At 45.7% G+C, this 25,406-nt stretch carries 23 protein-coding genes; 20 read left to right on the top strand and 3 right to left on the bottom strand.

The window, feature by feature from the left end; genetic code table 11:
* The first annotated feature begins 12 nt into the window (after positions 1-12).
* The 3 genes from L5L77_RS14265 (at position 13) to umuC (ending at position 3,328) form a co-directional block, all read left to right on the top strand.
* On the top strand, positions 13-1,404 hold the full coding sequence (locus tag L5L77_RS14265; protein WP_263222968.1) for an SLC13 family permease: 1,392 nt from the start codon (positions 13-15) through the stop codon (positions 1,402-1,404).
* 233 nt (positions 1,405-1,637) lie between these two features.
* Complete coding sequence (gene umuD / locus L5L77_RS14260) at positions 1,638-2,057, top strand: translesion error-prone DNA polymerase V autoproteolytic subunit (protein ID WP_411569153.1); 420 nt, start codon at positions 1,638-1,640, stop codon at positions 2,055-2,057.
* Positions 2,054-3,328, top strand: a complete 1,275-nt coding sequence (gene umuC / locus L5L77_RS14255; RefSeq protein WP_263185448.1) for a translesion error-prone DNA polymerase V subunit UmuC — start codon at positions 2,054-2,056, stop codon at positions 3,326-3,328. The genes umuD and umuC overlap by 4 nt, the downstream gene beginning before the upstream one ends.
* A gap of 474 nt (positions 3,329-3,802) precedes the next feature.
* Here umuC and L5L77_RS14250 read toward each other — a convergent pair whose 3' ends face one another.
* Positions 3,803-4,960, bottom strand: a complete 1,158-nt coding sequence (locus L5L77_RS14250) for a cupin domain-containing protein (RefSeq protein WP_263185447.1) — start codon at positions 4,958-4,960, stop codon at positions 3,803-3,805.
* A 219-nt stretch (positions 4,961-5,179) separates the two neighbouring features.
* Between L5L77_RS14250 and L5L77_RS14245 the strand changes: the two genes are divergently transcribed.
* Positions 5,180-5,803 (top strand): PolC-type DNA polymerase III, encoded by a 624-nt coding sequence (locus L5L77_RS14245; protein WP_263222967.1) that lies wholly within the window; start codon positions 5,180-5,182, stop codon positions 5,801-5,803.
* Positions 5,804-5,932: 129 nt separating this feature from the next.
* Here L5L77_RS14245 and L5L77_RS14240 read toward each other — a convergent pair whose 3' ends face one another.
* Together L5L77_RS14240 and L5L77_RS14235 are read right to left on the bottom strand one after the other, a co-directional pair.
* Positions 5,933-6,979, bottom strand: coding sequence for a LacI family DNA-binding transcriptional regulator (locus tag L5L77_RS14240; RefSeq protein ID WP_131524466.1), 1,047 nt, complete (start codon positions 6,977-6,979; stop codon positions 5,933-5,935).
* 104 nt (positions 6,980-7,083) lie between these two features.
* Positions 7,084-7,812, bottom strand: coding sequence for a DUF3334 family protein (locus tag L5L77_RS14235; protein ID WP_028760052.1), 729 nt, complete (start codon positions 7,810-7,812; stop codon positions 7,084-7,086).
* 357 nt (positions 7,813-8,169) lie between these two features.
* On the opposite strand from L5L77_RS14235, the gene L5L77_RS14230 reads away from it, so the two are divergent.
* The 16 genes from L5L77_RS14230 (at position 8,170) to kdnB (ending at position 25,397) form a co-directional block, all read left to right on the top strand.
* Complete coding sequence (locus tag L5L77_RS14230; RefSeq protein ID WP_263185444.1) at positions 8,170-9,825, top strand: methyl-accepting chemotaxis protein; 1,656 nt, start codon at positions 8,170-8,172, stop codon at positions 9,823-9,825.
* Between the two features lie 208 nt (positions 9,826-10,033).
* Positions 10,034-10,429 carry an ACT domain-containing protein gene (locus L5L77_RS14225; protein ID WP_198573284.1) on the top strand — a complete coding sequence of 132 codons (396 nt, stop codon included), beginning with the start codon at positions 10,034-10,036 and terminating at the stop codon, positions 10,427-10,429.
* 28 nt (positions 10,430-10,457) lie between these two features.
* The gene (locus tag L5L77_RS14220) at positions 10,458-10,715 is read left to right on the top strand and encodes an HPr family phosphocarrier protein (protein WP_028760055.1); all 258 of its coding nucleotides are present in this window, start codon (positions 10,458-10,460) and stop codon (positions 10,713-10,715) included.
* 178 nt (positions 10,716-10,893) lie between these two features.
* Positions 10,894-12,597, top strand: a complete 1,704-nt coding sequence (ptsP, locus tag L5L77_RS14215; protein ID WP_198573285.1) for a phosphoenolpyruvate--protein phosphotransferase — start codon at positions 10,894-10,896, stop codon at positions 12,595-12,597.
* A 71-nt stretch (positions 12,598-12,668) separates the two neighbouring features.
* A complete protein-coding gene (crr, locus tag L5L77_RS14210; RefSeq protein ID WP_006081821.1) occupies positions 12,669-13,178 on the top strand; it encodes a PTS glucose transporter subunit IIA in 510 nt (169 codons plus the stop codon).
* 440 nt (positions 13,179-13,618) lie between these two features.
* The gene (locus L5L77_RS14205) at positions 13,619-15,487 is read left to right on the top strand and encodes a methyl-accepting chemotaxis protein (RefSeq protein ID WP_263185443.1); all 1,869 of its coding nucleotides are present in this window, start codon (positions 13,619-13,621) and stop codon (positions 15,485-15,487) included.
* Positions 15,488-15,549: 62 nt separating this feature from the next.
* Positions 15,550-16,638, top strand: a complete 1,089-nt coding sequence (locus L5L77_RS14200) for a porin (RefSeq protein ID WP_263138727.1) — start codon at positions 15,550-15,552, stop codon at positions 16,636-16,638.
* A 279-nt stretch (positions 16,639-16,917) separates the two neighbouring features.
* Positions 16,918-17,262, top strand: coding sequence for an ArsC family reductase (locus L5L77_RS14195; RefSeq protein WP_131524471.1), 345 nt, complete (start codon positions 16,918-16,920; stop codon positions 17,260-17,262).
* Entirely contained in the window at positions 17,262-18,401 is a 1,140-nt protein-coding gene (gene dapE / locus L5L77_RS14190) for a succinyl-diaminopimelate desuccinylase (protein WP_263222972.1), read from the top strand. Before L5L77_RS14195 ends, dapE begins: the two co-directional genes overlap by 1 nt.
* Positions 18,395-19,108: a M15 family metallopeptidase gene (locus L5L77_RS14185; RefSeq protein ID WP_263185441.1), complete on the top strand. Its 714-nt coding sequence runs from the start codon at positions 18,395-18,397 to the stop codon at positions 19,106-19,108. Before dapE ends, L5L77_RS14185 begins: the two co-directional genes overlap by 7 nt.
* 112 nt (positions 19,109-19,220) lie before the next feature.
* Entirely contained in the window at positions 19,221-20,051 is an 831-nt protein-coding gene (locus L5L77_RS14180) for an alpha/beta fold hydrolase (protein ID WP_263185440.1), read from the top strand.
* A 325-nt stretch (positions 20,052-20,376) separates the two neighbouring features.
* Positions 20,377-21,555 carry a porin gene (locus L5L77_RS14175; protein ID WP_131524474.1) on the top strand — a complete coding sequence of 393 codons (1,179 nt, stop codon included), beginning with the start codon at positions 20,377-20,379 and terminating at the stop codon, positions 21,553-21,555.
* Positions 21,556-21,565: 10 nt separating this feature from the next.
* Entirely contained in the window at positions 21,566-22,003 is a 438-nt protein-coding gene (locus L5L77_RS14170; protein WP_028760063.1) for a phosphate ABC transporter substrate-binding protein, read from the top strand.
* A 304-nt stretch (positions 22,004-22,307) separates the two neighbouring features.
* On the top strand, positions 22,308-22,925 hold the full coding sequence (gene can / locus L5L77_RS14165) for a carbonate dehydratase (RefSeq protein WP_028760064.1): 618 nt from the start codon (positions 22,308-22,310) through the stop codon (positions 22,923-22,925).
* A 193-nt stretch (positions 22,926-23,118) separates the two neighbouring features.
* Entirely contained in the window at positions 23,119-24,306 is a 1,188-nt protein-coding gene (gene kdnA / locus L5L77_RS14160) for an 8-amino-3,8-dideoxy-alpha-D-manno-octulosonate transaminase KdnA (RefSeq protein WP_028760065.1), read from the top strand.
* Between the two features lie 20 nt (positions 24,307-24,326).
* Entirely contained in the window at positions 24,327-25,397 is a 1,071-nt protein-coding gene (gene kdnB / locus L5L77_RS14155) for a 3-deoxy-alpha-D-manno-octulosonate 8-oxidase KdnB (protein WP_113939602.1), read from the top strand.
* Positions 25,398-25,406 lie beyond the last annotated feature (9 nt).

Below are 25,406 nucleotides of genomic sequence, written 5' to 3'. Positions count from 1 at the left end.
AGGTCAGTAAACATGAAACGTTTTATTGGCGTTAAACAGCTAGCGTTTTTCAGTGCACTGTTGATCGCTACTTTACTTGCGCTTTTTCCGCTAAGTCAGCATCCCGCGGTGTTTTCCTACAGCGCAGGCGTAGTGTTAGTGACCTTGATGTTTTGGAGCACAGGTTTCTTCCCGCCCTTTATGGCGGGGTTAATCTTTTTTGCCCTTGCCACCATTTTTAAACTCATTGAGCCGAGTATACTTTTCTCCGGATTCGGCTCAACTGCGGTGTGGTTAATCATTTCGGGGTTTGTGATCGGCAGTGCCATCACTCAGTCTGGTTTAAGTCGCAGAATGGCCAGTTTGATTGCCCCCATACTGACCTCAAGTTATCCACGCTTAATTGCGGGTTTGGTCTTTAGTGCCGTGCTGCTTGGCTTTGTGATGCCCTCATCCGTTGGCCGTGCTGTGGTCATGGTGCCAATTGGTATGGCGTTAGCTGAGCAAGTCGGTTTTGCTCGTGGTAGCCATGGACGGATAGGCATTGCGACCGCCTTGGCACTGGCGTGCAACATGCCCAGTTTTGCCGTGTTGCCCGCGAATATTCCCAACATGATATTGGCAGGTTCCAGTGAGAATCTATTCAATATCCATTTTGGTTATACTGAGTATCTCTTATTGCATTTTCCAATCCTTGGCTTACTCAAATCAATATTGATTGTGGCGCTAGTCGTTTTCCTATTTCCTGCAAAAATTGATAACAACCAGCCTGAACGCGTTATTGAAAAAGAAGCTTATAACCTTGGTATGCAAAAGAAAGTTGCACTGTTACTGGCTATTACTTTGCTCTTTTGGGTGACTGACTCGCTGCACGGCATTAATCCCGCTTGGGTAGGATTAACAACGGCTATCTTGTTATTGCTCCCCAAATGGGGAGTGCTTGAGCCTAAGAGTTTTAATAGTTCAGTGGATTTGTCGACCGTCATTTTTGTCGCGGCGGCCTTAGGTCTGGGAGCATTGGTCAATCATTCCGGGCTCGGCACTGCGCTAGGTCAACTGTTCAGTGAATGGTTACCCTTGCAGCAAGGGGCATCGTTCCTGAATTTTATGTCGTTATCGTTAATCGCGACGCTAACGGGATTAGTGGCAACGGTTCCAGGCGTGCCGACTGTGTTATCCCCCATGGCGGCAGACTTTGCCAATGCAACTGGCTTCTCCACCCCTGCGGTATTAATGACGCAGGTGATCGGGTTTTCAACCGTGATTTTTCCTTATCAGGTGGCTCCTTTGATTTTGGCGATGCAATTATCCCAAGAGCCATTAACTAAACTACTTCGCATCACCTTACCGCTGGTGGCAATAACCATAATTGCGCTCATGCCACTGGATTATTTATGGTGGCTATGGCTAGGTTGGATTAACTAAATTGCGTTAACTAAAGCGGGTTAACTAAAGTGCGTTAACTGAATTAAATGGACGAAACGCTCACCCTTGGCGATATTCAAGCAGTCAAGGGTGCTTTAGAGCAGCCATCATCAATTGCTCAGCACTCGACAGCGCTTGGGTCGATAACACAACTCTCCCCACATAAATTCTTTCGATAAGCTTCATAGTTAGACTACACTGTTTATATGTACAGTATATTGTGATTTATTATTATGATGATCCTAGGCCGCTTCGCCAAACATACCCAATATCGGCTCTCGCTATTTAGCTCCTTGATTGCCGCAGGATTTCCGTCACCGGCCCAAGACTATGTAGAACAAACATTAGATCTCAATGAGTTATGCATCAAACATCCTGCCGCCACGTTTTTTGTCAAAGTCCAAGGGGATTCGATGATCGAAGCGGGGATTTTCTCCGGTGATATTTTGGTGGTAGATCGCTCACTACAGCCAGCCCACGGTGATACCGTTGTCGCAGCGGTGAACGGTGAGTTTACCGTAAAGCAATTACAGCTACGCCCTGTGGTGCAATTGCTACCACGTAATACCTTATTCTCCCCGATCGCCATCAATGATGAGTCTGAGTTAAACATCTTTGGGGTAGTGACCAACGTGGTGAAAAAGCTCAAATGACGCCCTCACTATTCGCCCTCGTCGATTGCAATAATTTTTATGCCTCCTGTGAGCGGATGTTTAGGCCGGATTTGGTTGGCAAGCCGATTGTGGTGTTATCCAACAATGATGGCTGCGTCGTCGCCCGCTCCGTAGAAGCCAAACAACTTGGCATCAAGATGGCGGTGCCTGTATATCAAATAGCAAACCAACTCCGCCAGCATCAGGTTGCGGTATTCTCCTCCAACTATGCACTCTATGCCGACATGTCAAACAGAGTGATGACCACCTTAGAGCAAATGGTGCCGAAAGTAGAAGTGTATAGTATTGATGAAGCGTTTTTAGATCTATCACGCATCGATAAATGCACCGATATTCATCAGCTTGCATTAGATATTTATCAGCGAATACCGCAATGGACAGGGATCAGTGTTTGCGTTGGCATTGGGCCGACAAAGACCCTCGCCAAACTGGCAAACTATGCTGCTAAGCGTTATCCAGCAACCCGGGGCGTGGTTGATTTGCGCGACCGTGAACGCCAACGACGACTCATGGCGCTTATCCCTGTCGAAGAAGTCTGGGGAATAGGCCGTAGGCTTACAAAACGCTTGAACATCATGGGTATAAATACCGCGTTGCAATTGGCGGATGCGCATCCAAAGCTTATCCGCGACACCTTTTCTGTCACCGTTGAGCGCACGGTACGCGAACTTAACGGCATTACCTGTGATGACATACAAGAGGTCGCCGCCACTAAGCAACAAATTATCAGCTCCCGCTCCTTTGGCAGTCGTATTGATAACTTGGAAACGATGCAACAGGCAATCAATGAATACACTTTTAGGGCCTGTGAAAAACTGCGCTCCGAGCGCCAGTACGCTAAAGCGATGTCAGTATTTGTCCGTACTAGCCCTTTTAGCGATGCAAGTCCCCAGTACAGCAAATCGCTGTCGGGCAGTTTAGTTCGCCCCAGCAATGATACGCGGGATTTTGTCACCCTTGGCCAAAGCCTACTGCAACGCATTTGGCGTGAAGGTCATGCCTATGCAAAGGCTGGTGTCATGTTAGGGGATTTTTTTGGTGCAGGCGTGTTTCAACTCGGATTATTCGATGACGTCACGCCTAGGCCTAAAAGCAAGGAGCTAATGCAGTTACTCGATAAAGTGAACCACAGCGGCCGCGGAAAAATTTGGTTTGCAGGACAAGGTATTGACCCAACTTGGGGGATAAAACGTGAACAGCTCTCCCCGCGCTACACCACCCAATGGGCACAACTGCCCATAGTGACATAATCAGCAAATCCAGAGGCTAAATGACCATCTGCGAATCGCATTAATACTCTAGGCATTGGTTATTCAGTGAAGCTCACTCCACTCCTGACGACATTAATCAGAATAGGCTTATCGGCCTAAACCCATCTCACTAAGACTGTGCCAGCAAAACTCATCTCGCTTGGTAAAATACTTTTAAAAACCAATGTTTAACATTAAAAATGATAAGACAATGAACGCAGTAGAAATATGACTAAAGCAATAACGCAGACTTGCAAGCCTTCGCGATCTTAAAAAGATAAGCAAGGGCAAGCATGAGCTTGCCCTAAACATAGATGCGGCTTTCAACATTATTCTGTTTTAAATCTCAACTAACACTAGAATGCATCCAACACTATAATCCAACGATTGCAAAACCGACTTAACACTAAAATCCATCGGCGTTAGCGCTAAAATGGTATCAACATCCATCATGCTTTGCCTATTATCTCAGCCTTAACACTCTTCATCACTCAGGTCTTCAAAGTACCAGTAACCGAGGTTCACCCACTCAGTCAGCTGCGTAAGCAAATCGGCATCGGCTAACCAGGGGGCTAAGGCGGTTTTATCTAACTGATTGCTATCACACAGGAGTGGGATCAGCGCAGCCAATTCAGCTGAAAGCTGATACTTATCACCATTAATATAGACAACGCCTTGTCCCACATTGATATCAAAATACAAACAACGCAGTCCGCCGAGGCGAATAAGCGGCTGCTCATCGAGCCAAGCGAGCACTTCGTCTTGCGTGATGTCCAACGGCTCATCGGGTAAATCGAGGGCGCATTTAGATTGAGTTAAATAGCGGCCCGAAAACTCGCTCACCAGTTCATCGGTTAACATATTAGTCAGTTGCGTACGTAACCGCGCTAAATCACGATTATCGACACAACCACTGCGCGTTGTCAGCTCGCGGTCTGGATCTTCAATCTGCTGTGTGCCTAAATCTTGCTCAGACAGATGATCGGCCAAAGCACTTACCATATCTTTGGCGGAAGCTGTACGATAACCTACTGAAAAACTTAAAGACTGTTCTAAGGTTATGCCGTCATGGGGGAATCCAGGGGGAATATAAAGGATGTCGCCGGGCAACAACTCAGTATCGATAATCGGTTCAAAGGCTTCTGTGTGCAGCAAAGCGGGATGGGCGGCAAACTCTTTATGCGGCCCCAGATCGCCCACGCGCCAACGGCGACGTCCCGAACCTTGGCAAATAAACACATCATACAGATCGATATGCGGCCCCACTCCACCGCCAGGAGTGGCAAAACTCACCATCACATCATCTAAACGCCAGCGCGGAATAAAATCAAAACATTGGATCAGGGCTTCTGCATCGGGCACCCAGTTGTTCAAGGCTTGCACGATCAAAGTCCAATCCCGTTCACCGAGATGATCGTAGGAATCAAAAGGGCCAAATTCAGCCTGCCATTGCCCCGCCTGTTGGTACACTCGCCGAGATTCCACCAGCTCATCCATGGCTAAGCCGGCTAACTCTTCGGGCGAGATTAAATCTTGAAAATGTTTGAATCCTTGGCGGATAACCAAAGGTTTTTTCTGCCAATATTCTGCTAAAAATTGCGCGGGTGTTAAGCCATTAATATCGAGTTGCATGGGTCGCTCACAAACCAAACTGTTATTCATAGAGGTAAATGCTAACAGGAAGCGAAACCAAGAAAGCTCGACCGGATCAACAAAGCATTAAGTCTTTTATCAGCGTCAATGTGATAGTGAATTTACTAACGTATTGAATTACAATCGGCTTATCTAAAAGCGTTGCACTGTCAAAGACGGCAATGCTGACACATCATTTATAGAGTCCATGTAAGATCTATGCCTACATCTGCAGCTAACACTTTGGTCGTGCTCGACTTTGAAACCACAGGGCTATCGCCTAATCAAGGGGACCGCGCGATTGAAATCGGAGCTGTGCTGATTGAAAACGGCGTGATCACCCAAAGATTTTCAGAGTTGATGAACCCAGGATTTAGAATAAGTCGTTTTATTGAGGACTACACAGGGATCAGCAATCAAATGCTCAGGGATGCAGCGCCCTGCAATGAAGTGATGGCGCGTTTTGCCGACTTTATCGCCGATCATAACTTAGTCGCCCACAATGCGGCATTTGATCAGCGCTTTTTAGACGCGGAATTTGCCCAAATTCGCCATCGCTATCGAGGGCAATTTGGTTGCTCCTTGCTAGTGGCAAGACGTTTATATCAAGCGGCACCGAATCATCAGCTAGGTACTTTAGTGCGCTATAAACAGTTACCAAGCGATGGCACCTTTCACCGCGCCTTAGCCGATGCCGAAATGACTGGCCATTTGTGGCTGGCAATGCTGGCAGACCTTCAGCAAGAGTTCGGTCTCAATGCTCCCACCTTCGAGTTACTGCAAAAAATCGCCAAGAAAACCAAAGCAGATGTGCCGAAGTTTTTACGTCAATATGCGGTTTAGTGATCCCAAAAAGCAAAAATCCGATAAATCCAAGGATTATCGGCGATGTTTCAATAAGTAAATTAAGTGCTTAACGAGTTGCCAACCAATAGTAGCAAGCTGCTATTAAGTCCTAGCAATAACGGCCATCTATAACGGCTTAAGCGGCGTGCTATCTATTCCGCAGGAGCTACGAACCACTAAGGTCGTCGGAATAAGCTGCGCACTCACCTCTTGTCCGCGGATAAGTTTGAGTACACTGTCGACTAAAATTTCACCGGCTAATTGGGTATTCTGCTTAATGGTCGTTAATGGCGGATTGGCAAAACTCGCCACTGGAATATCATCATATCCCACCACTGCAACTTGTTCTGGGACTGAAATGCCCTTCTCTTTCAGCGCACGAATAGCACCAATGGCAATCAGATCGCTAGCAGCAAAAATAGCATCAAACTGTGCGCCTTTGGCCATCAATGCCATAGCCGCATCGTAACCAGCACTTTCAGTGCTAATTGCCGACACTTGCTTAGTGCGATCGACAGCAATATTCGCCATTTGCAGCGCCTTCACATGGCCTAAATATCTGTCCCTAAACTCAGGGCTGTGGCTTGAGGCATCGCCTAAAAAGGCAAAAGTTTTACGACCAAGGGAAATCAAGTGCTCTGTTGCAATCAAGCCGCCTTGATGATTATCACAACCAATGGAAAGTACTGACTTATTGTTATGCTCAGCACCCCAGATCACAAAATGAGTATTCTGCGCGAGCAATCGCTCCAACTTTTGCTCGTAGTCCATGTAGTCGCCGTAACCGAGCAAAATAATGCCGTCAGCTTTATTACTGTCTTCATAATCGGCGTGCCAATCGCTAGACAATTGCTGAAAAGAAACCAATAAATCATAACCTTGCTGCGCCGTTGCTCGGGTAATGGAGCCAAGCATAGACAGGAAAAAAGGATTGATTAACGAGTCATCGTTGGTGGGGTCTTCACACAATAACAGCGCTAAGGTATGGCTATTTTGGGTGCGAAGATTGCTGGCATTTTTATCGACCTTATAATTCAGCTCTTTGGCAATGGTTTGAATACGTTGGCGAGTTTCTAAATTGACTAACGGGCTGTTTCTAAGGGCACGGGAAACCGTTGACTGGGATACGCCAGCACGATAAGCAATATCAATCGAGGTCGCTTTCGATGCCATAAAGAGGATTTAACCTTAGTTATTATTTTGCGTCGATACTAAAACAGTTCCATCCACTTGTATAGACGAATGCGTTAACATCCGTCTTACATTAGAGACTCTGCTTAAATGCCAAGCTGATCGAGCAAATCATCGGCTTCATTATCAATGGCACGAGTCGCAATGGCGGGTTTATCGGCCATCTTAACCCAAGGCGAAACATTCGAATTTGAGTCGTTATTTCCCCCAATCGAACTGTGCTGCTCTAACAGACTATCGGGATCGAATTCTTCATCGTAGACAAATTCATCTAAGCGAATGAATTCAGTTTTGTCCATGGCAAACTCGAGGTAAAAAATATGGTTATTTTCAGTTCTAAACGACACTCTACGGGCAACCGCATCGTCTAAGTTAGCGTCGATTGATATAGTTAACTCTTTATTAATCGTCAACATTTTTGGTTGGCTTTGGCTGATGGATGTTTGCAATTCTTTTGAAATTTTATTAATAAAATCCCCTAAGATTTGGTTCATCAGTTCGCCCATCACATTACTCACTTCATCTGACGTATGCGAAAACGCGAGCTCAGACTCAGGCATGCCCATGTTCAGCATGTAGCGACGGTAGATTTCAATCGCCGCCGAAGCTGAAAAGTTGATCACAACCAGCCCTGAAAAACCACCGTCGAAAATCGAGAAACAACCGAGATCAGGTTTAAGACGAGTACGCGCAATACTTTGTACCATACCCGCATGGGTAACATTGCTGGCACTGGTGCTAGAAAGGACGTGGGCGACTGAGTGGCATAACTTCAGTAAAATATCATCCGACGTTACGATAGTATTTGTGGTCATAATCGATTCTCAAACTGAATAATGAATTAATCTTGCGCGTAAAAGCGTAAAAAATCAAAATTAAAACAATTGATTAGCCTAATATAGCAAGATGGCAAAATTAACATAATGCTAACTTATTGATATTTAATAGATCAGATAAAACCTTCAACATGAAACGACTTATAAAACGGACTAACTTAATAAGAACATGCCCCATAATGCAACAGATTAAAGTTCCCTATCACTATTCCCTGCTTTAGATCAAAGAAACTCATATTTTATAACGGCTTTTACTTAATTTATGTCACAGACGATTCAATTGAGATTGATTCGCAGGTATATTGATGCACAATAATAAGTCCTTAAGGAATCCAAATGATCACGTTTTTGCGCCGGTTTACCATTTTGCGCCGGTTTACCATTTTGCAACGCTTAATGATGATGCTCCTTATGGCCGCGATAGGGACTGTGTGTTTTGCCAGTTTTTCAATTAAAGAGCAGTACAGTAATTTAATTGAACAGAAATGGTTGCAGATAGACGGTCAGCTCGCCAGCATGTTAAGTGTGATAGATGTGCATCGTCAGGATGCGCTCAAAGGTAAGTTTAGTGAAGCAGAAGCTAAACAAATCGCCGCGGATTTAATCAATCAAACTCGCTATTCAGGTTCAGGCTACTTCATTGTTATTGATGATAATAATCAAATCCTCGCCCACGGGGATAGCGCAAATCTTATTGGCACCTCAGCATTAACCTTCAAGTTACCTAATGGCACAAATCCCTTAGCCACTATGCTGCCATTAGCGCGTGCTAAATCGAAAACGACCCTCGAATACCCTATCGCCGATCCTATGACCCGTGCGATAGAAGACAAGCTTGCTGAAGCCCGTTACTACCCGCAATGGGGCTGGACAGTCATCACAGGCGCCTATCTTAGCGATGTCAAAGCGAGCTTAAAGTCAGTCATTATCGACTATCTGATTATCATGTTTTTGATTTCAGTGCCGATTTTTGCCTTCTTCCTTGTGCTTAACCATTCCATCACCTCACCATTAAATGATGCTATTGATGCCCTTGAAGATATTGCCCAAGGCGAAGGCGACTTAAGTCAGCGCATTAATGCTCAAGGTAAAGATGAGATTGCCCATCTCGCCCGCGCCTTCAACATGTTCGCCCAAAAAATTGGCGACATGGTCGGCCATTTACAACCTTTAGGCCAAGCATTAGATAAAGATGCAAAACAGCTTTTGATTGCAGTTGAAGAGTCCAATCAGAGTGCTGAACATATCCACAGAGAAACAGGCAGCGTCGCCACAGCCGTCAATCAAATGCTGTCGACCACCCATGAAATGGCGAGCAACACCCAGCAAGCGGCCGATGCGGCGAACAGCGTAAAAGAACAAGCGCAGCAAAGCCAAGTCGTGATCGACAACACAGTCAGCAACACAGAAAAACTGGTGGCAGAATTAAAAGCCTCTGAAGTCATCACCCAAAAGCTGGGCGTCGCCTCACAGCAAATCGGTAGCATTCTCGATGTGATCCGCAGCATTGCCGAGCAGACCAACTTGCTCGCCCTCAATGCCGCCATTGAAGCTGCTCGAGCAGGGACCCACGGCCGTGGTTTTGCCGTGGTTGCCGATGAAGTCCGCGCCCTTGCTACTCGCACCCAAGACTCGACCAATGAGATCCAAAAAATCATTAGCGAGATCCAATCCGGTGTAGGCTCAGTGATGAAGAGCAACAATCAAACTCAACTGCAATCCGATGAGCTGCAGGCCCAAGCCCACGAAGCGGGTAAAGCCATGGCGGCGATTCTGCAATTAATTGCCCATATCAGTGACATGAACACACAATTAGCCAGCGCCACCGAAGAGCAATCACTGGTAACCGAAGAAATTAATCGAAATATTTGTAATATTTCGGAATTAACCGAAGTCTCAGTAAAAGCTAACGAAAGTAATAGTCATGCAGCTCAGTCACTGCAAGACATTAGCCAGGACATGTCCCGCACCTTAGGCCAGTTTAAAATCTAACTAAAGTGTATGAGAACGGCATGACTTGTCGATTGGGGCGCCATAGGGCGCCCTTTTCTTTGGGTAAACCTTCTGGTAACGCTTGTTAACCACTATCTCACCAACAATGAATTTCAACGACAAAATCCCATTAACCACAAATTCTCTGTCACGCTAACGTTTGATATGCGGTATGCTTTAGCCTTAAAAATCCAACCGAGACACTGCCATGCGAATGACCTTAGCCGTTCACCCTGAACAGTACACAATTCATAGCTTTAGCCCGAATGCCGTATTGCCCAGTGAGGTTTTTGCACAGGACATGTATTTCATTGGTAAGACCCAAGAAGGTTTATCTTTAGTCGTTTCCAGTGAAATGGAACTCGACAGCTTAGAGCAAGAACCGGGCTGGTGTTGCTTTGAAGTACTCGGGCCACTGGGATTTTCGATGACAGGCATTTTATCTAAAGTGTCTGGCACCTTAGCGGACGAACAAATCAGTATTTTTGCGATTTCGACCTTTGATACCGATTATATTTTAGTAAAAAATAATCGCCTCAAAAGTGCCATCGCCGCCTTGAAAAAACAGGGCTATCACATCATAGAATCGAAAGACGAAATGTAATACCCCTTTAAATATGAGCTCATCTACTATGTACGAAAAAACAGTCACCATTACCGCCAAACATGGCATTCACACCCGTCCAGCAGCCTTACTGGTTAAAGAAGCCAAAACCTTTGACTGTGATGTCATGGTCGAATGTAATGGTAAGCAAGCCAGTGCTAAGAGTCTGTTTAAGCTACAAACCTTAGGCTTATATTCTGGCGTCACGGTAAGAGTGTTTGCTGAAGGTGAACAGGCACAGGCCGCGGTTGAGAAAGTATCTGAGCTGCTCATTACCCTAAGCTAAGCCTTTTCTTACGCTAAAGTGCATTTATCTGCAGGTTTAACCAACACGCAAAAAACTCGTCTCGACCGTCTTTACATGCTAATGCTTTACATACAAACGCTTTACAAGCTTAGCGTCACTCAACTAGACTCGCTATCGCTAACGGACACTCAGTTCAGTGGTTAATTTAGGAAGGGATATGTCAATAACGGGGATTATAGTGTCATCGGGAATTGCCTTTGGACAGGCTCTTCACCTGCACCACACCGAACACCACCTCGATTATCGCCCTATTCCCCTGTCTAAAATCCCTCAACAACAGGGTAAATTTGCCAAAGCCTTGCAAGAACTACAGGCACAACTGACCCACAGCCAAGCTGCACTCGACAGCGACTCCGAAAATTATCAGTTGATCGAAGCCGACTTATTGTTATTAGAAGACGATGAATTAATCGAGCAAGTGAACGATGCTATTCGCACCTTACAATTGTCGGCAAGTGTGGCGGTTGAACGTATTTTTGCCCATCAGGCCAATGAGTTACAATCCTTAGATGATCCCTATTTAGCCAATAGAGCCCAAGATGTGCGCTGTTTAGGCCAAAGAGTCGTCGCGGCGATAAACGGCCATTTAGCTCAAGGGCTCGAAAAACTCGATAGACCCACTATCTTATTAGCGCAGGATTTGACCCCCGCCGAATTTGCCCTACTGCCGCGGGAAAACCTTTGCGGTATTGTACTGAAAACGGGCGGTTTAACGAGCCATACGGCCATTTTAGCCAGAGCAGCCGGCATTCCAGCCATCTTAAGTTGTCAGTTCGACGCAGACTCTATTCCCAACGGTACGCCCTTAGTGCTCGATGCGCTCGCGGGTGAACTTTGTGTCAATCCCAATCCAGACCAACAGGCAAGACTCACAGTCACCTTTCACCATGAACAAGCAAGGCGCGCAGCACTTCAAACTTACAAGGATGTCCCAGCGCAAACCCAAGACGGTCATACCGTGGGACTCATGGCAAACGTGGGTAATCTCAACGACATCACCCATGTCAGCGATGTCGGCGCCGATGGAATAGGTTTGTTTCGCACCGAATTTATGTTGATGAACGTCGCCACCCTGCCCGATGAAAAAGCCCAATACAGCTTATATTGCGATGCATTGCACGCCCTAGGCGGTAAAACCTTTACCATCCGTACCTTAGATATAGGTGCAGACAAAGAACTACCCTGTTTATGCCAAGAAATTGAAGATAATCCCGCCTTGGGTCTTCGCGGCATTCGCTACACCTTGGCGCACCCAGAATTATTTAAAACCCAATTGAGGGCCATTCTGCGTGCCGCTAACCATGGCCCGATCCGTTTGATGTTCCCTATGGTCAATCAAGTCGAAGAATTGGATGAGGTGTTTGCACTTATTGCCCAGTGCCAAGATGCCTTGGAAGAAGAAGAGAAAGGCTATGGCGAACTTAGCTACGGTATCGTTGTCGAAACCCCTGCTGCGGTATTCAACCTCAACGCTATGCTGCCAAGACTCGATTTTGTCAGCATTGGCACCAATGATTTAACCCAATATGCAATGGCAGCCGATAGGACAAACCCGCAGCTTACCCGTGACTATCCGTCCCTTTCGCCTGCCATTTTAGCCTTAATTAACATGACAATAACCCAAGCTAAGGCTGCTAATGTTAAAGTTTCTCTGTGCGGTGAACTCGCCAGTTCACCGCAAATTGCGCCGCTGTTAATCGGCATGGGATTGGACGAACTCAGTGTTAACTTAAGCTCACTCTTAGAAGTGAAAGCGGCCATTTGCCAAGGCAGCATCACACAATTTTCTGCATTAGCGCACACAGCATTACAACAAGATAGAATTGCAAGCTTACAGCAGTGTATAACAAGCTATAAATAGAGACATTTATTCGTTATGCTGCATTACAGAACAAAAACAATGACAAAAACAAGCAAAAGAGGCTCTAGATTATGGGATTTTTAAGCCGAATAAGGCGCTTGGTATCGGGCCAGACTCAATTAGCTGGCGGTATCATGGTATATGCCCCCGTTTCCGGGGATATCGTCGCCATTGAAAAAGTCCCCGACGTGGTTTTTGCTGAAAAGATTGTCGGTGATGGCATCGCTATCGCTCCCAAAGGCGAATTAATTCTGGCGCCTATCGACGGCACCATAGGTAAAATTTTTGAGACAAATCATGCGTTCAGCATTGAGTCTCCCCAAGGTTTAGAGCTATTTGTTCACTTTGGCGTCGGCACAGTCGAGCTGAGAGGTAAAGGGTTTAAACGTTTAGCCCAGGAAGGTCAAGAAGTGAAAGTCGGCGATCCGATCCTGTCATTCGATATTGATTACCTAAAAGATCAAGTCGACAGCCTACTCACTCCTGTCGTTTTGGCGAACATGGAAGATGTCAAATACCTCGACAAAGCCCAAGGCAGTGTCACCGCAGGCAAAGACGTGATCTTTACGGTACAGCTCTAATTAAGCTTTACCTTAAGTTTTTTTGAATTAGCAGTTTGAAAATACCCTTGATTAATATAGAAAGGCTGGCTCCCCCAAAGGCGCCAGCCTTTTATTTATCTCCACTTTCCGCGCGAAGAGGCCAGTCTGATAGTTGAAATATTTTCACCGCAAAACCGACATAATGTATCAAACTGATTTAAAAACAAAATATGCTATATATCAACCACCCAAATGTAGGATTGAGTAATAATCGAAAGCACGTTAGCAAGGTGGCGATTTGCAGGCCGAGTAGACTAAGTCAACAAGACTCCCTATCCGGTATGATGAGTGCTATGTGAGCGTCAGAGCATCGACTCACATTGGTCACAACAAACAAAAAGATCAATGCACCCGCTAGCTCTCGAACGAAATTATGACTATACCTCTAAAGGTGCTTTTAATATTACAGAGGAATAACAATGAAGTTCAGTCATAAGATTGTCGCCGCATCCTCTGCGTTACTGTTAGTGACAGTAACGCTTCTAACGACCAAACAATACTACTCGATTCAGAATGAAATGCAGGCACAGGTGGAAGCCAGTGTCACCGAAATCGTCGATGGGGTTAGAAATACGGTTTCATCGGAAATTGAAGCCCGTAAACAATTGGCAGCTTATACGACCAGCCTACTGGAACAAGATCTCACGCCCGCACACATCAGCGCAGTCATCACTCGCCCCATAGTTAAAAATGCATTTATTCTCGTCGGTTTAGGTTATGAAAAAGATGGCACGAATATCAATAATAATCCTAGCTGGGATCCGGGTGCGGGATGGAACCCAAGAGTAAGGCCTTGGTATCTCGATGCAAAACAAGCCGATAAATTAATCATCACGGCTCCCTATGCGGACTCAGCCTCCGGTGAAATTCTCGTCTCAATTGCGACGCCCGTGAAAGATCACGGTACATTCATCGGTGCCATTTTCTACGATGTTAGCTTGGTCGGGTTAGCCAAACTCGTCAATGAGGTCAAACTCTTCAACGCTGGCCATGTGTTTATTGTTTCTGGGGATGGAACGACCATAGCCCACCCAGAGGAAAAACGAAATGGCACTCTTATGGCCGATTATTTACCCAATGTCAAAGTGATGGAAACGCCACAAAAAGTAACCATAGAGGGAAAAAGCTTCACCTTGGATTTCTCACGCGTTGCGGGAGAGGACTGGTATGTTGGTGTTATCTTGGATGAGGAGATTGCCTATGCTGCAGTGACGGACTTACGCAATAGCTCTATTCTCTATTCCGTTATCGCCTTAATCATCAGTATCACAACCCTACTACTATTGATCACAACCTTAATGCGCCCATTACAAACATTAAACGATGCAATTCAAGATGTTGCTTCTGGCGAAGGTGATTTGACTCAACGCTTAAATACTAAAACAGACACTGAGTTTTCAGCGTTAGCCTTGGGATTCAATACCTTCACGGCAAATCTACAACAGTTGATCATTCAATCTAAATCCATTGGTCAGCTCATCCATAAAAGTTCAGAAATGACATCGCTAGAATTACAGCAATCTACTGATGCCATGAACTCGCAACTGCATGAACTAGAACAACTTGCAACTGCCATGCACGAAATGGCAACCACTTCAACTGACGTAGCCCGTAATGCCCAAGGCGCGGCTTCTGCTGCGAAAGAAGCAGATGAAGCGACAAGTGTAGGTTCTAAAATCGTCAGCGATACAACTGATGCCATTAATGCCCTGTCATCAAAAATCGATATGGCCGTCACTGAAGTCAAAACATTAGAATCTGCAACTGACAACATTGCCACAATATTGAAAGTGATCAATGACATTGCAGATCAAACAAATTTATTAGCCTTAAATGCCGCCATTGAGGCAGCAAGAGCCGGTGATTCTGGTCGTGGTTTTGCTGTGGTAGCAGATGAAGTCAGAACCCTCGCCCAAAGGACTCAACAATCTACAACTCAAATCCGTAACATGATAGAGCAACTTCAAGCAGGAGCAAGTGCTGTTGCAGAGGTAATGAGCCAAAGTAAAGATAATGCAGAAGATGCGGTTACACGCGCCCAAGGTGCTAATACCGCATTAAACAAAATTCGTGAAGCAATATTACAGATAAGTGATATGAACCTACAAATTGCCTCTGCAGCAGAAGAGCAGAGTTTAGTAGCTGAAGAAATTAACAATAATACTATCAGGATCAAAGATTTATCAGTCCAAGTTTCTGACACTGCAGTTCATGCAAATACAGCCATGCATACGCAAACTCAATACATCAAAGAACAAGATGCAATCCTTAATAAATTCATAGTCTAAGCCAGTGAGCCATGATTTTATCCATGGCTCACCATGACATCTACTAACAACAGGACCTCATCATGAGCAAAATAACGTTGTTCGTCATAGTTAGCATGCTTCAGATCCCACTACAGGCTAATGCCCAAACAACCACAGAAGAGTCGGAACGACTGCAACAACTCGAGCAAAGAGTTAAAGAGCTGGAGCAACAAGCCAAAGCGGAGCCTGCCAGTCCCTCATTGCAATCCTCCCTACAAGACAGTCGTTTTATCCTCTACGGTTCACTACGTCCGACCTTAGAATACCAAGACAAAGGTGAGGATGTGTGGGATATCGGCGATGCACTCTCCCGCTTAGGGGTTAAAGCTGAAACCGAGTTCGCCTCTGGTTGGCGTGCCATTGCCCAAGGTGAATGGAAAATCCGTCTCGATGACAATGGCCGATTCGGCGAGGCGAGACTCGCCTTTGCGGGGATAGATTCTCCCTATGGCAAGTTGACTTTTGGGCGCCAAAGGCCGGTGCAGTACACGTTAGTCGCTGAATATGTCGATATCTTTAACAATGCGAATAGCCCCTTTGGTTATAACCAAGAGAGTCCATTTTTTGTTGATAATGCCTTGATCTATGAGCTTAACATTAAGCCAATCACCTTAATGGCTTCAGCCATTTTTGATGGTAACTCAGGTGGCAGTGGTACCGATGTAATTAATGTCGGCGCAGGATTTAACCAGAGTGGATTTCACGTAGGTATCGCCTACTTACAACAAGATACCTATGTGAACGATATTATGACTGGAGAAGAACAACTGGCCGGGGGCGTCATTTCCTATGAATTTAGCAATGGCATATATGCCGCCGTTGGTTATCAGCATAAAGACTACGAATTTGAAACCGCAGTCAATAGAACCGGTAATACATTTGATAGCGCCATCGCGATTCCAGTTGCGAAAGCTTATAAGCTGAAACTAGGATACTTCAGGTTTGAAGATGGGATAGAAGATACCAGCAGCCAAAATTATGATGGCTACAATCTCACCTTAGAGTGGCAAGCCGCAACAAATGTCCGCATGCATTTAGAATATTTACAACAAAATAATGATCAACGTGAAGACGACACTATCATAGCCTTAGGCATTCGCTATGATTTTGATTTAAATTGGCAACTTTAGTCAACGCCATCCCATTACCGTTAAGCCCGCAGCGAACTCAATGAAGCGTGCTATACGGCATCAGTAAGCAGCAAGATATGACTAAACGCCCTGAGGGCGTTTGGTTACATAAAGTGACAGACATCACCCGATAATCCCAATACGCTTCAAGCACACTGACATTTTATGCTCACGCTATCTCAGCAACACATCCCACTTGTGACATGCGACGCACAATGCCACAATGCCAGCAAAATCAATGCTTGCAAGCCAAGCGTCCATCCACACTGGAGCATCATTTTGACCCTCTACGGTATTAAGAATTGCGATACAGTGCGTAAAGCACGTAAATGGATTGAAAATCATCAACTTCCAGTTCATTTCCATGATTTTAGAGATGACGGTCTACGTCAAGAAGACCTCGAATTCTGGTGTAACACATCAGGCTGGGAAACCGTATTCAATAAGCGCAGCACAAGCTTTCGTGCCCTCAGTGACGCAGATAAAACCAATATCGATCAAGCCAAAGCCATTCAACTTATGCTGGCGCAACCGACACTGATCAAACGCCCCGTCTTGGTCGTCGGTGAACAAGTGCTGATTGGCTTTGATGAAGCCGCCTATAAAAGAGTATTTTCACTATGATGCCAGCCGACGATTATCCCGTTACAGAACTGACAAAAGCGCTGATCGCCCGCCCTTCGGTGACACCGCTTGATGAAGGCTGCCAAACCTTAATGGCAGAAAAACTCAGCGCCATCGGCTTTAATATCGAACCTATGGTATTTGAAGACACCACCAATATGTGGGCTCGCCGTGGTAATGAAGGCCCCGTTTTTTGTTTTGCGGGCCACACAGACGTTGTGCCAACGGGCGATGTGAGCCGCTGGCACACGCCGCCTTTTGTGCCCACCATCATTGATGGCTACTTATATGGCCGCGGCGCAGCGGACATGAAAGGCTCACTGGCGGCTATGATCATTGCCACCGAACGCTTTGTGGCTAAACATCCCGATCATCGTGGCTCTATCGCCTTTTTGATCACCAGTGATGAAGAAGGTCCGTTCATCAACGGCACGACGCGAGTCATTGATACCTTAGAAGCGCGCAACGAGAAGATCACCTGGGCATTAGTCGGCGAACCTTCATCGACCCTAAAGCTGGGCGATGTGGTCAAAAATGGTCGCCGCGGCAGCTTAACTGGCAACTTAACCGTCAAAGGCATTCAAGGCCACGTGGCCTATCCACACCTTGCCGATAATCCAATCCACAAAGCCGCGCCTTTCTTGGCCGAGCTGAGTCAAATGCACTGGGATAATGGCAATGAGTTCTTTCCGCCCACCAGCTTCCAAATCGCCAATATTAATGGCGGCACAGGTGCATCAAATGTGATCCCTGGCGCACTGGAAGTGATGTTTAACTTCCGTTACTCCACCGAAGTGACCGCCGAAATCTTGATTGAGCGAGTTGAAACTCTATTGAAAGCCTATGAGCTAGACTACGATATCAGCTGGATTTTCAATGGCCTTCCCTTTTTAACCGGTGATGGTCCGCTCTTAGATGCTACCCGTATCGCGATCCGCCAAGTCACAGGTTATGAAACCGATCCACAAACCACAGGCGGCACGTCAGACGGTCGCTTTATCGCGCCAACGGGTGCAAAAGTGTTAGAGCTTGGCCCTGTCAACGCCACCATTCATAAAGTGAATGAATGCGTTAAAGTGGACGACCTTGAGCAGTTAGCCCTGTGTTATGAAGTCATTTTGGAACAATTACTGTGTTAGCACATCTTAAGATCCGTCCCGAAACCGCAAAGCTTTACGGCTTAAGCTCCTCTGAATTAGTGGATTATTTAAGCCCGTATCACCTTGGTTATCATAGCTTTGGGTTAGAGGAGAACACAGCTATCGCCTTTAAGTCTATGGCGGCAAAAGCTGAAGAAGCGGGCATAAAACTCGCGATTTGCTCGGCTCATCGTCCCTTTGAACGGCAACTGGCAATTTGGAATGCCAAGGCTAGCGGTAAACGCGCGGTATTGGATGCCAATGAGTTACCGGTCAATATTCAGGGCTTAAGTGACGATGCCATAGTTGACTTGATTTTGCTCTGGTCGGCGTTGCCCGGCGCTTCACGCCACCATTGGGGTACCGATCTCGATGTGTTCGATGCGGCTCAAATTGATGTTAAAGCTCTGCGCCTTGTTGAAGCTGAATATATTCAGGGTGGTCCCTGTGCTAAATTGCATGCTTGGCTGGTAGAAAATGCCCATGATTTTGGCTTTTACTTCCCATTTCAGCAGGGACAAAGTGCGGTAAGTCCTGAGCCTTGGCATATCAGCTATTTCCCTGTAGCGCAGTTATTGTTGCCACAATTCGATCGTGCCGAACTGGCAATCCTGTTAGAAAACAGTGATATGTTGCTAAAAGATGCAGTACTCGCCCGATTAGACAGTCTAATAGATGAATACGTGCTGCGTATCGCTCAGCCCTAATCACGAAATACTCGCCAAGGTCAGTCAACACAGGTTAAGCCTAGCGCAATATCGTCAAAATGGGCGCCAAAATGCGGTTTAACACAATGATATATTTGATTAAGTAGGTTTTATGGATTTTTCTTCACACCGTCAGCAGCTTGTTATTGCCGATCGAAAATTAAGTTACCTTGATGTCGGATCAGGCCCTGTATTGTTGTTTGGGCATAGTTATTTATGGGATAGCGCTATGTGGGCGCCTCAAATTGCCACCTTAAGCGCCCATTACCGATGCATAGTGCCTGAACTTTGGGGCCATGGTCAGTCAGATTTACTGCCCAATAACTGCAAAACGCTACTCGATATAGCCGATCAAATGCTTGAGCTAATGGATGCTCTTGAGATAACTCACTTTAGTGTTGTCGGACAATCTGTCGGTGCTATGTGGGGCGCAGAATTGGTACTGAAAGCACCAACAAGAGTTAAAACCCTCGTTATGCTCAACAGTTTTATCGGCTTCGAACCCGAAGTCACCCGTGCGAAATATGATGGCATGCTGGATATGATTACCGCCGCTAAGGCGATCCCTGCGCCGCTGATCAGTGCGATTTCACCTTTATTCTTCGCCAATGATGCCGCAAATAACACTCCTGAACTGGTTACTGGCTTTGAACAGTCACTTGCCAGTATCACAGCGGAGCAAATCCCCACGATAGTTAAACTTGGACGAATGATTTTTGGTCGTCGCGATACCATGGAATACGCCGAGCAATTGACGCTACCCTGCCTCATCATGGCTGGCGTGGAAGATAAGGCCCGCAGCGTATTGGAAAGTTACCTGATGAGTGATGCCATTGACGGCAGCCAACTTGTGCATATTCCTGCGGCAGGACACATATCAACTCTCGAACAAGCGGAATTTATTAACCAACATTTAGCCGATTTTCTGGCTAAACATTATTAATCAATCGCTAAATCTACGCTTCAAGGTGCGAAAACTCGCATCTTGAAGATGAGTATTTCTACTTAGCACATGTTACTAAGATGTGCTTATATCAATATTGCTCACCCATACTTAATTCCTATTTTATGGATAAATACATTAGGCTTTACTTTATTAAAGTCTGTTATTGAGCACGCCTCGTTTCATTAAACTCACCTGTGAAGCCTCTATTAACAAGTAAAGACCTTGTTTTTGTTCCAAGCGGCTTAAAAAATGTTGCACAAAGGTGAAATCCACTAATTATCAACTACCTTTATACTGTATTCCCTCAACAAGGTATTCTGCCATGAGAAAAAGTACAGTTGCCCTCTGCGTATTCAGCACACTTTATATACCGTCTCTTTATGCCGATGTTCAAATAAATGGATTTGCCTCTATTGTCGCGGGCTCAAGTCTAAGTGACGATAAAAGCTATTATGGTTACGATAAAGAACTCGATTTTAATAATGATTCCAAAGTTGCCTTACAATTTACCGCCGATCTTGGTAGTGGCTTAAGAGCTACTGCACAAGTGCTATCCAGAGGCAGTAACGATTATAGCGCTGAATTCGAATGGGCTTATATCTCCTATGACATCAGCGACAAACTTATGCTTATGGCGGGTCGCCAACGTTTTAATCTCTATAAATACTCCGATTATATTGATGTCGGCTATGCCTATCATTGGATCACTCCGCCCCGCGGAGTTTATTCACTGCCATTTAATTCAGGTGAAGGTGTAGGCTTAGTTTATGCCGATTTATGGGGTGATACTGAAGTAGGTTTGACCTATAAATACATTACCACTTCAGTTTCTGACTACTCGCCTACCGGTTCATCAACACCTCCTGCGCCCTTCTCCGCCGAGGGCCACATAATGAACTTTAACTTTGTAACCTCAGGGTTTGAGTACGGTTTAAATATTGGCATAGTCACCGATTTCTCCTACGAATTACCCGCACTGCTTGGCTTAGGCAATGCAATTTCTCAAACCGGACTCTTTACTCAGCAAGTGGTTGATGATCTTTTACCGATTAATGACAGCGCGTTACTCATTGGCGCGAATGTTAAATATGATGCTGAAAAATGGTTTATTTTGGCCGAATACACACGAATTGATGTCGATCCCAGTAGCTTTAATATTCAAGATTCAGCCTTTGTTTCCGGCGGGATCCGCTATCACGATTTCACCTTCCACTTAACCTACGGTATTGATAAAGGTGAGCCCCAATACGATGCCTATGACGCTATGTTACCTGTTTACAATGGTCTGCCACCGGCAAACCAAGCTGCACTCGCACCGCTTGTTTTTGGAACACAAGCGGCGCTTGAAGCACAGCAGGAAGACAGCGCCTACTACATCATAGGCACCCGCTGGGATTTCCATCCTTCTGCCGCACTGAAACTAGAGTACACCAACTACAGTAACGACAAACCGTCCTCCGATGAACAGTTGCTGAGTATGGCAATAGACTTAGTTTTTTAAGGAGTTAAGCATGAAACTATTAATAAGTTCTCGGTTGATGATAAAAACCTTAGTCGCCAGTGCGCTTCTACTTGGCAGTGCCTGTGTTCAAGCCGAAATTGCCGTCGTGGTGCACCCTTCTAATACGTCAGAAATTAGCGCTGCGGATATTTCACGGATCTATTTAGGCAAACTCAAGTCTTTCCCCAGTGGTGGCACTGTCGTCGCACTCGATCAACCTGAAGGCACGCCCGCACGTGATGCATTTGTTAAACAGATCCTTAATAAAACCGAGAGTCAGTTAAAAGCCTATTGGTCAAAACTGGTCTTTTCAGGCCAAGGTCAACCGCCCAAAGTCGTCGACTCCAGCGCTGAAATGCTCGCATTGATTGCCGCCAATCCCAATATGATCGGATTTGTTGACGTCAGCGAAGTCAACGATAGCGTGAAAGTGATCAGTAAGTTCTAACCCATACTGCATCATCCTTGTCCGCCTTAATCTGTGGCGGACAAGGTTTCCACTCAGCATTTGTGCGATATAAACAACAAACACACTATCAAAATCAAATGGTGCTTGAACCCTCAGAGAGGGCTTATCCATTTGCAGTACTATTAAGAAAAAATAATCTCGATTTTTCAATATCCTGATTCAAACCTTAATTGGATAGACCAGCAGAGCCAAATTTGCTGGTATACTCTTGCTCAAAATGTGCTGCTTGCATGAATTAGAGCATGAGAAGACATTTTATATGTCAATAAAACAATAGGTTAAAATGAAACTACTCAAACCTTTATTCGACAATAACCGCCGCTGGGCCGGACGTATACGCCAAGAAAATCCTGATTTTTTTGAACAATTAGCGAAACAGCAACATCCTGAATACCTGTGGATTGGCTGCTCAGATAGTCGCGTTCCCTCAAACCAAATCATTGATCTTATGCCCGGTGAAGTCTTTGTTCACCGTAATATCGCCAACATGGTGATCCATACCGATCTTAACTGCTTATCTGTACTGCAATACGCCGTCGATGTGCTCAAGGTGAAGCATATTATGGTGGTGGGTCACTACGGCTGCGGTGGTGTGCGCGCGGCCATGGGTCAGCAACGCTTAGGACTCATCGATAACTGGCTCGGGCATTTACGTGATATCTATCGTATTTATCAGGAAGAATTACAACAGATGGACGAAGCCAAACGTTTTGATCGTCTGTGCGAGCTAAACGTGATTGAGCAGGTTGCTAATGTGACCAGTTCAACCATAGTGCAAGAAGCCTGGGATCGCGGCCAAGAAGTGGCGGTACACGGCTGGATTTACGGCATTGATAACGGTTTACTGACAGATTTAGATGTCACGGTTGACCGTGAACATGGTCTAGCCAATCCACGCTAACGGCCTGAATATAGGCTTTTAACCCTTAGCTGAGTGTCATCTATGCTCAGATAAAACCTGCCCCTGTGCAGGTTTTTCTTTTTCCATGGCAATTTTCAGCAATAAAACATCGCAAGGGTCTATTACGCCAGTTATAATCCGCCAGTTAATTGCAGGCGACCTATGCGCCACAAATTCTAAGGAGATACCTTCCATGCCCGGTTTTGAATTATTTGGTCCTGAAGAGAAGCAGGAAGTCGCTGACGTTATGGAAAACGGTTTTACCTTCCGTTACAACTTCGACCATATGCGTAATGATCGCTGGAAGACGCGCGATATGGAGCAACTACTGTGCGAGAAGATGAACGTGAAGCATGCTCACCTTTTATCAAGCGGTACTGCTGCGCTGCAAACGGCCATGATGGCTGCAGGCATTGGGGCTGGCGATGAAGTTATCGTGCCACCTTTTACCTTTGTAGCCTCAGTTGAAGCGATTTTTATGGCAGGCGCGATTCCGATTTTTGCCGAAATAGATGAGACATTGTGTTTATCTCCAGAAGGTATCGAAGCCGCGATTACCCCACGCACTAAAGCCATCAACTTAGTGCACATGTGCGGTTCTATGGCGAAGATGGACGAGATCAAAGCCGTCTGTAAAAAACATAACTTACTGATTTTAGAAGATGCTTGCCAAGCCATCGGTGGTAGCTACAAGGGCCAAGCCCTAGGTACTATCGGTGATGTGGGTTGTTACTCATTCGATTCAGTCAAAACCATCACCTGTGGTGAAGGTGGCGCTGTGATCACTAACAACACAGAAATCTACAACAACGCGCACATGTTCTCAGATCACGGCCATGACCATATTGGTAAAGACCGCGGCGCAGAGTCACACCCTATCATTGGCTTGAACTTCCGTATTTCGGAAATGAATGCCGCCTTAGGGTTAGCGCAGTTACGTAAACTCGATACCATTATCGATATTCAACGTAAAAACAAAAAGACCATTAAAGATGCAATGGCCGCTATTCCAGAAGTCACCTTCCGCCAGATCCCAGATCCCGAAGGCGACTCGGCTGGCTTCTTAACCTTTATGTTGCCAACCGAAGCGCGCACGCAAGAAATCAGCAAAAAACTGGCTGAAAACGGCGTTGATGGTTGCTTCTACTGGTATGTAAACAACTGGCATTATTTGAAAAACTGGAAACACATTCAGGAGCTTAAGGCATCTGCTGCGTTGCCAATCACATTAATCGCCGACAGACCTGACTATACTCAAGTTTCTGTGCCTAAATCCGATGCCATTATGAGCCGCACGATTTCTATGCTCATCAAGTTGTCTTGGACCGATGCTCAGATCGCCGAGCGTATCGAAAACATCAAGAAAGCATTTGCCCAATAATTCTACGGGAGTTTGTTGCAATGAGTTTTAAGAATTTTAAAGTAGTTGAAAAAATGATCTTCGGCCGTGGCTCATTCGTCCAATTGGATGAAGTGTTAGCTGCTGAACGTAAAACCGCCGACGATTTCGTGGTGTTTTTAGTCGATGACGTGCATCAAGGCAAAGCCCTTGAGGGCCGCATTCCAGCTAAAGCACAAGACATGGTAATTTGGGTTAACGTTGATGAAGAGCCAAGCACAATTCAAATCGATGCCCTGACTGAACAAGTTCAAGCTTTCAATAGCAAACTGCCAGTGAGCGTCGTCGGTTTAGGTGGCGGTTCAACCATGGACGTAGCTAAAGCGGTATCGCTGATGCTGACCAACCCAGGTGGCTCTGCTATGTATCAAGGTTGGGACTTAATCAAGAACCCAGCGGTACACCACATTGGTATCCCAACGATTTCTGGTACTGGTGCAGAAGCGTCACGCACCGCCGTATTATGTGGTCCAGTTCGTAAGCTAGGCCTGAACTCAGATTACACAGTATTCGATCAAATCATCATGGATTCTGAGTTAATCGAAGGCGTAGAAACGGACCAATGGTTCTACACAGGTATGGATTGCTATATCCACTGTGTTGAATCTTTACAAGGTACCTTCTTAAACGAGTTCTCTAAATCCTACGCTGAAAAAGCGATGGATTTATGTCGCCAAGTGTACTTAGACGACCACGTAGAAAAAGACGACAAGCTAATGATGGCGTCTTTCATGGGCGGCATGAGCATAGCTTATAGCCAAGTGGGTGCCTGTCACGCGGTTTCTTACGGTCTGTCTTATATCCTCGGCTACCACCACGGTATCGGCAACTGTATCGCCTTTGACGTGTTAGAAGAATTCTATCCAGAAGGCGTTGAAGAGTTCCGTCTGATGATGAAGAAACATAACATCACGCTGCCGAAGAACATCTGTAAAGATCTGCCAGACGAAACCATAGCGAAAATGGTTGCCGTGACTAAGAGCATGGGTCCACTATGGGCTAACGTTTACGGCGCGGGTTGGGAAGAGAAAGTCACAGATGAAATGTTGACTGCGCTGTTCCGTCGCATCTAAGCTCTAACA

Source organism: Shewanella sp. SM29, assembly GCF_025654245.1.
Classification (GTDB): Bacteria; Pseudomonadota; Gammaproteobacteria; order Enterobacterales; family Shewanellaceae; genus Shewanella; species Shewanella oncorhynchi.
The sequence above is the reverse complement of the archived record's forward strand: the minus strand, read 5'-3'. Positions and strand labels throughout refer to the sequence as shown.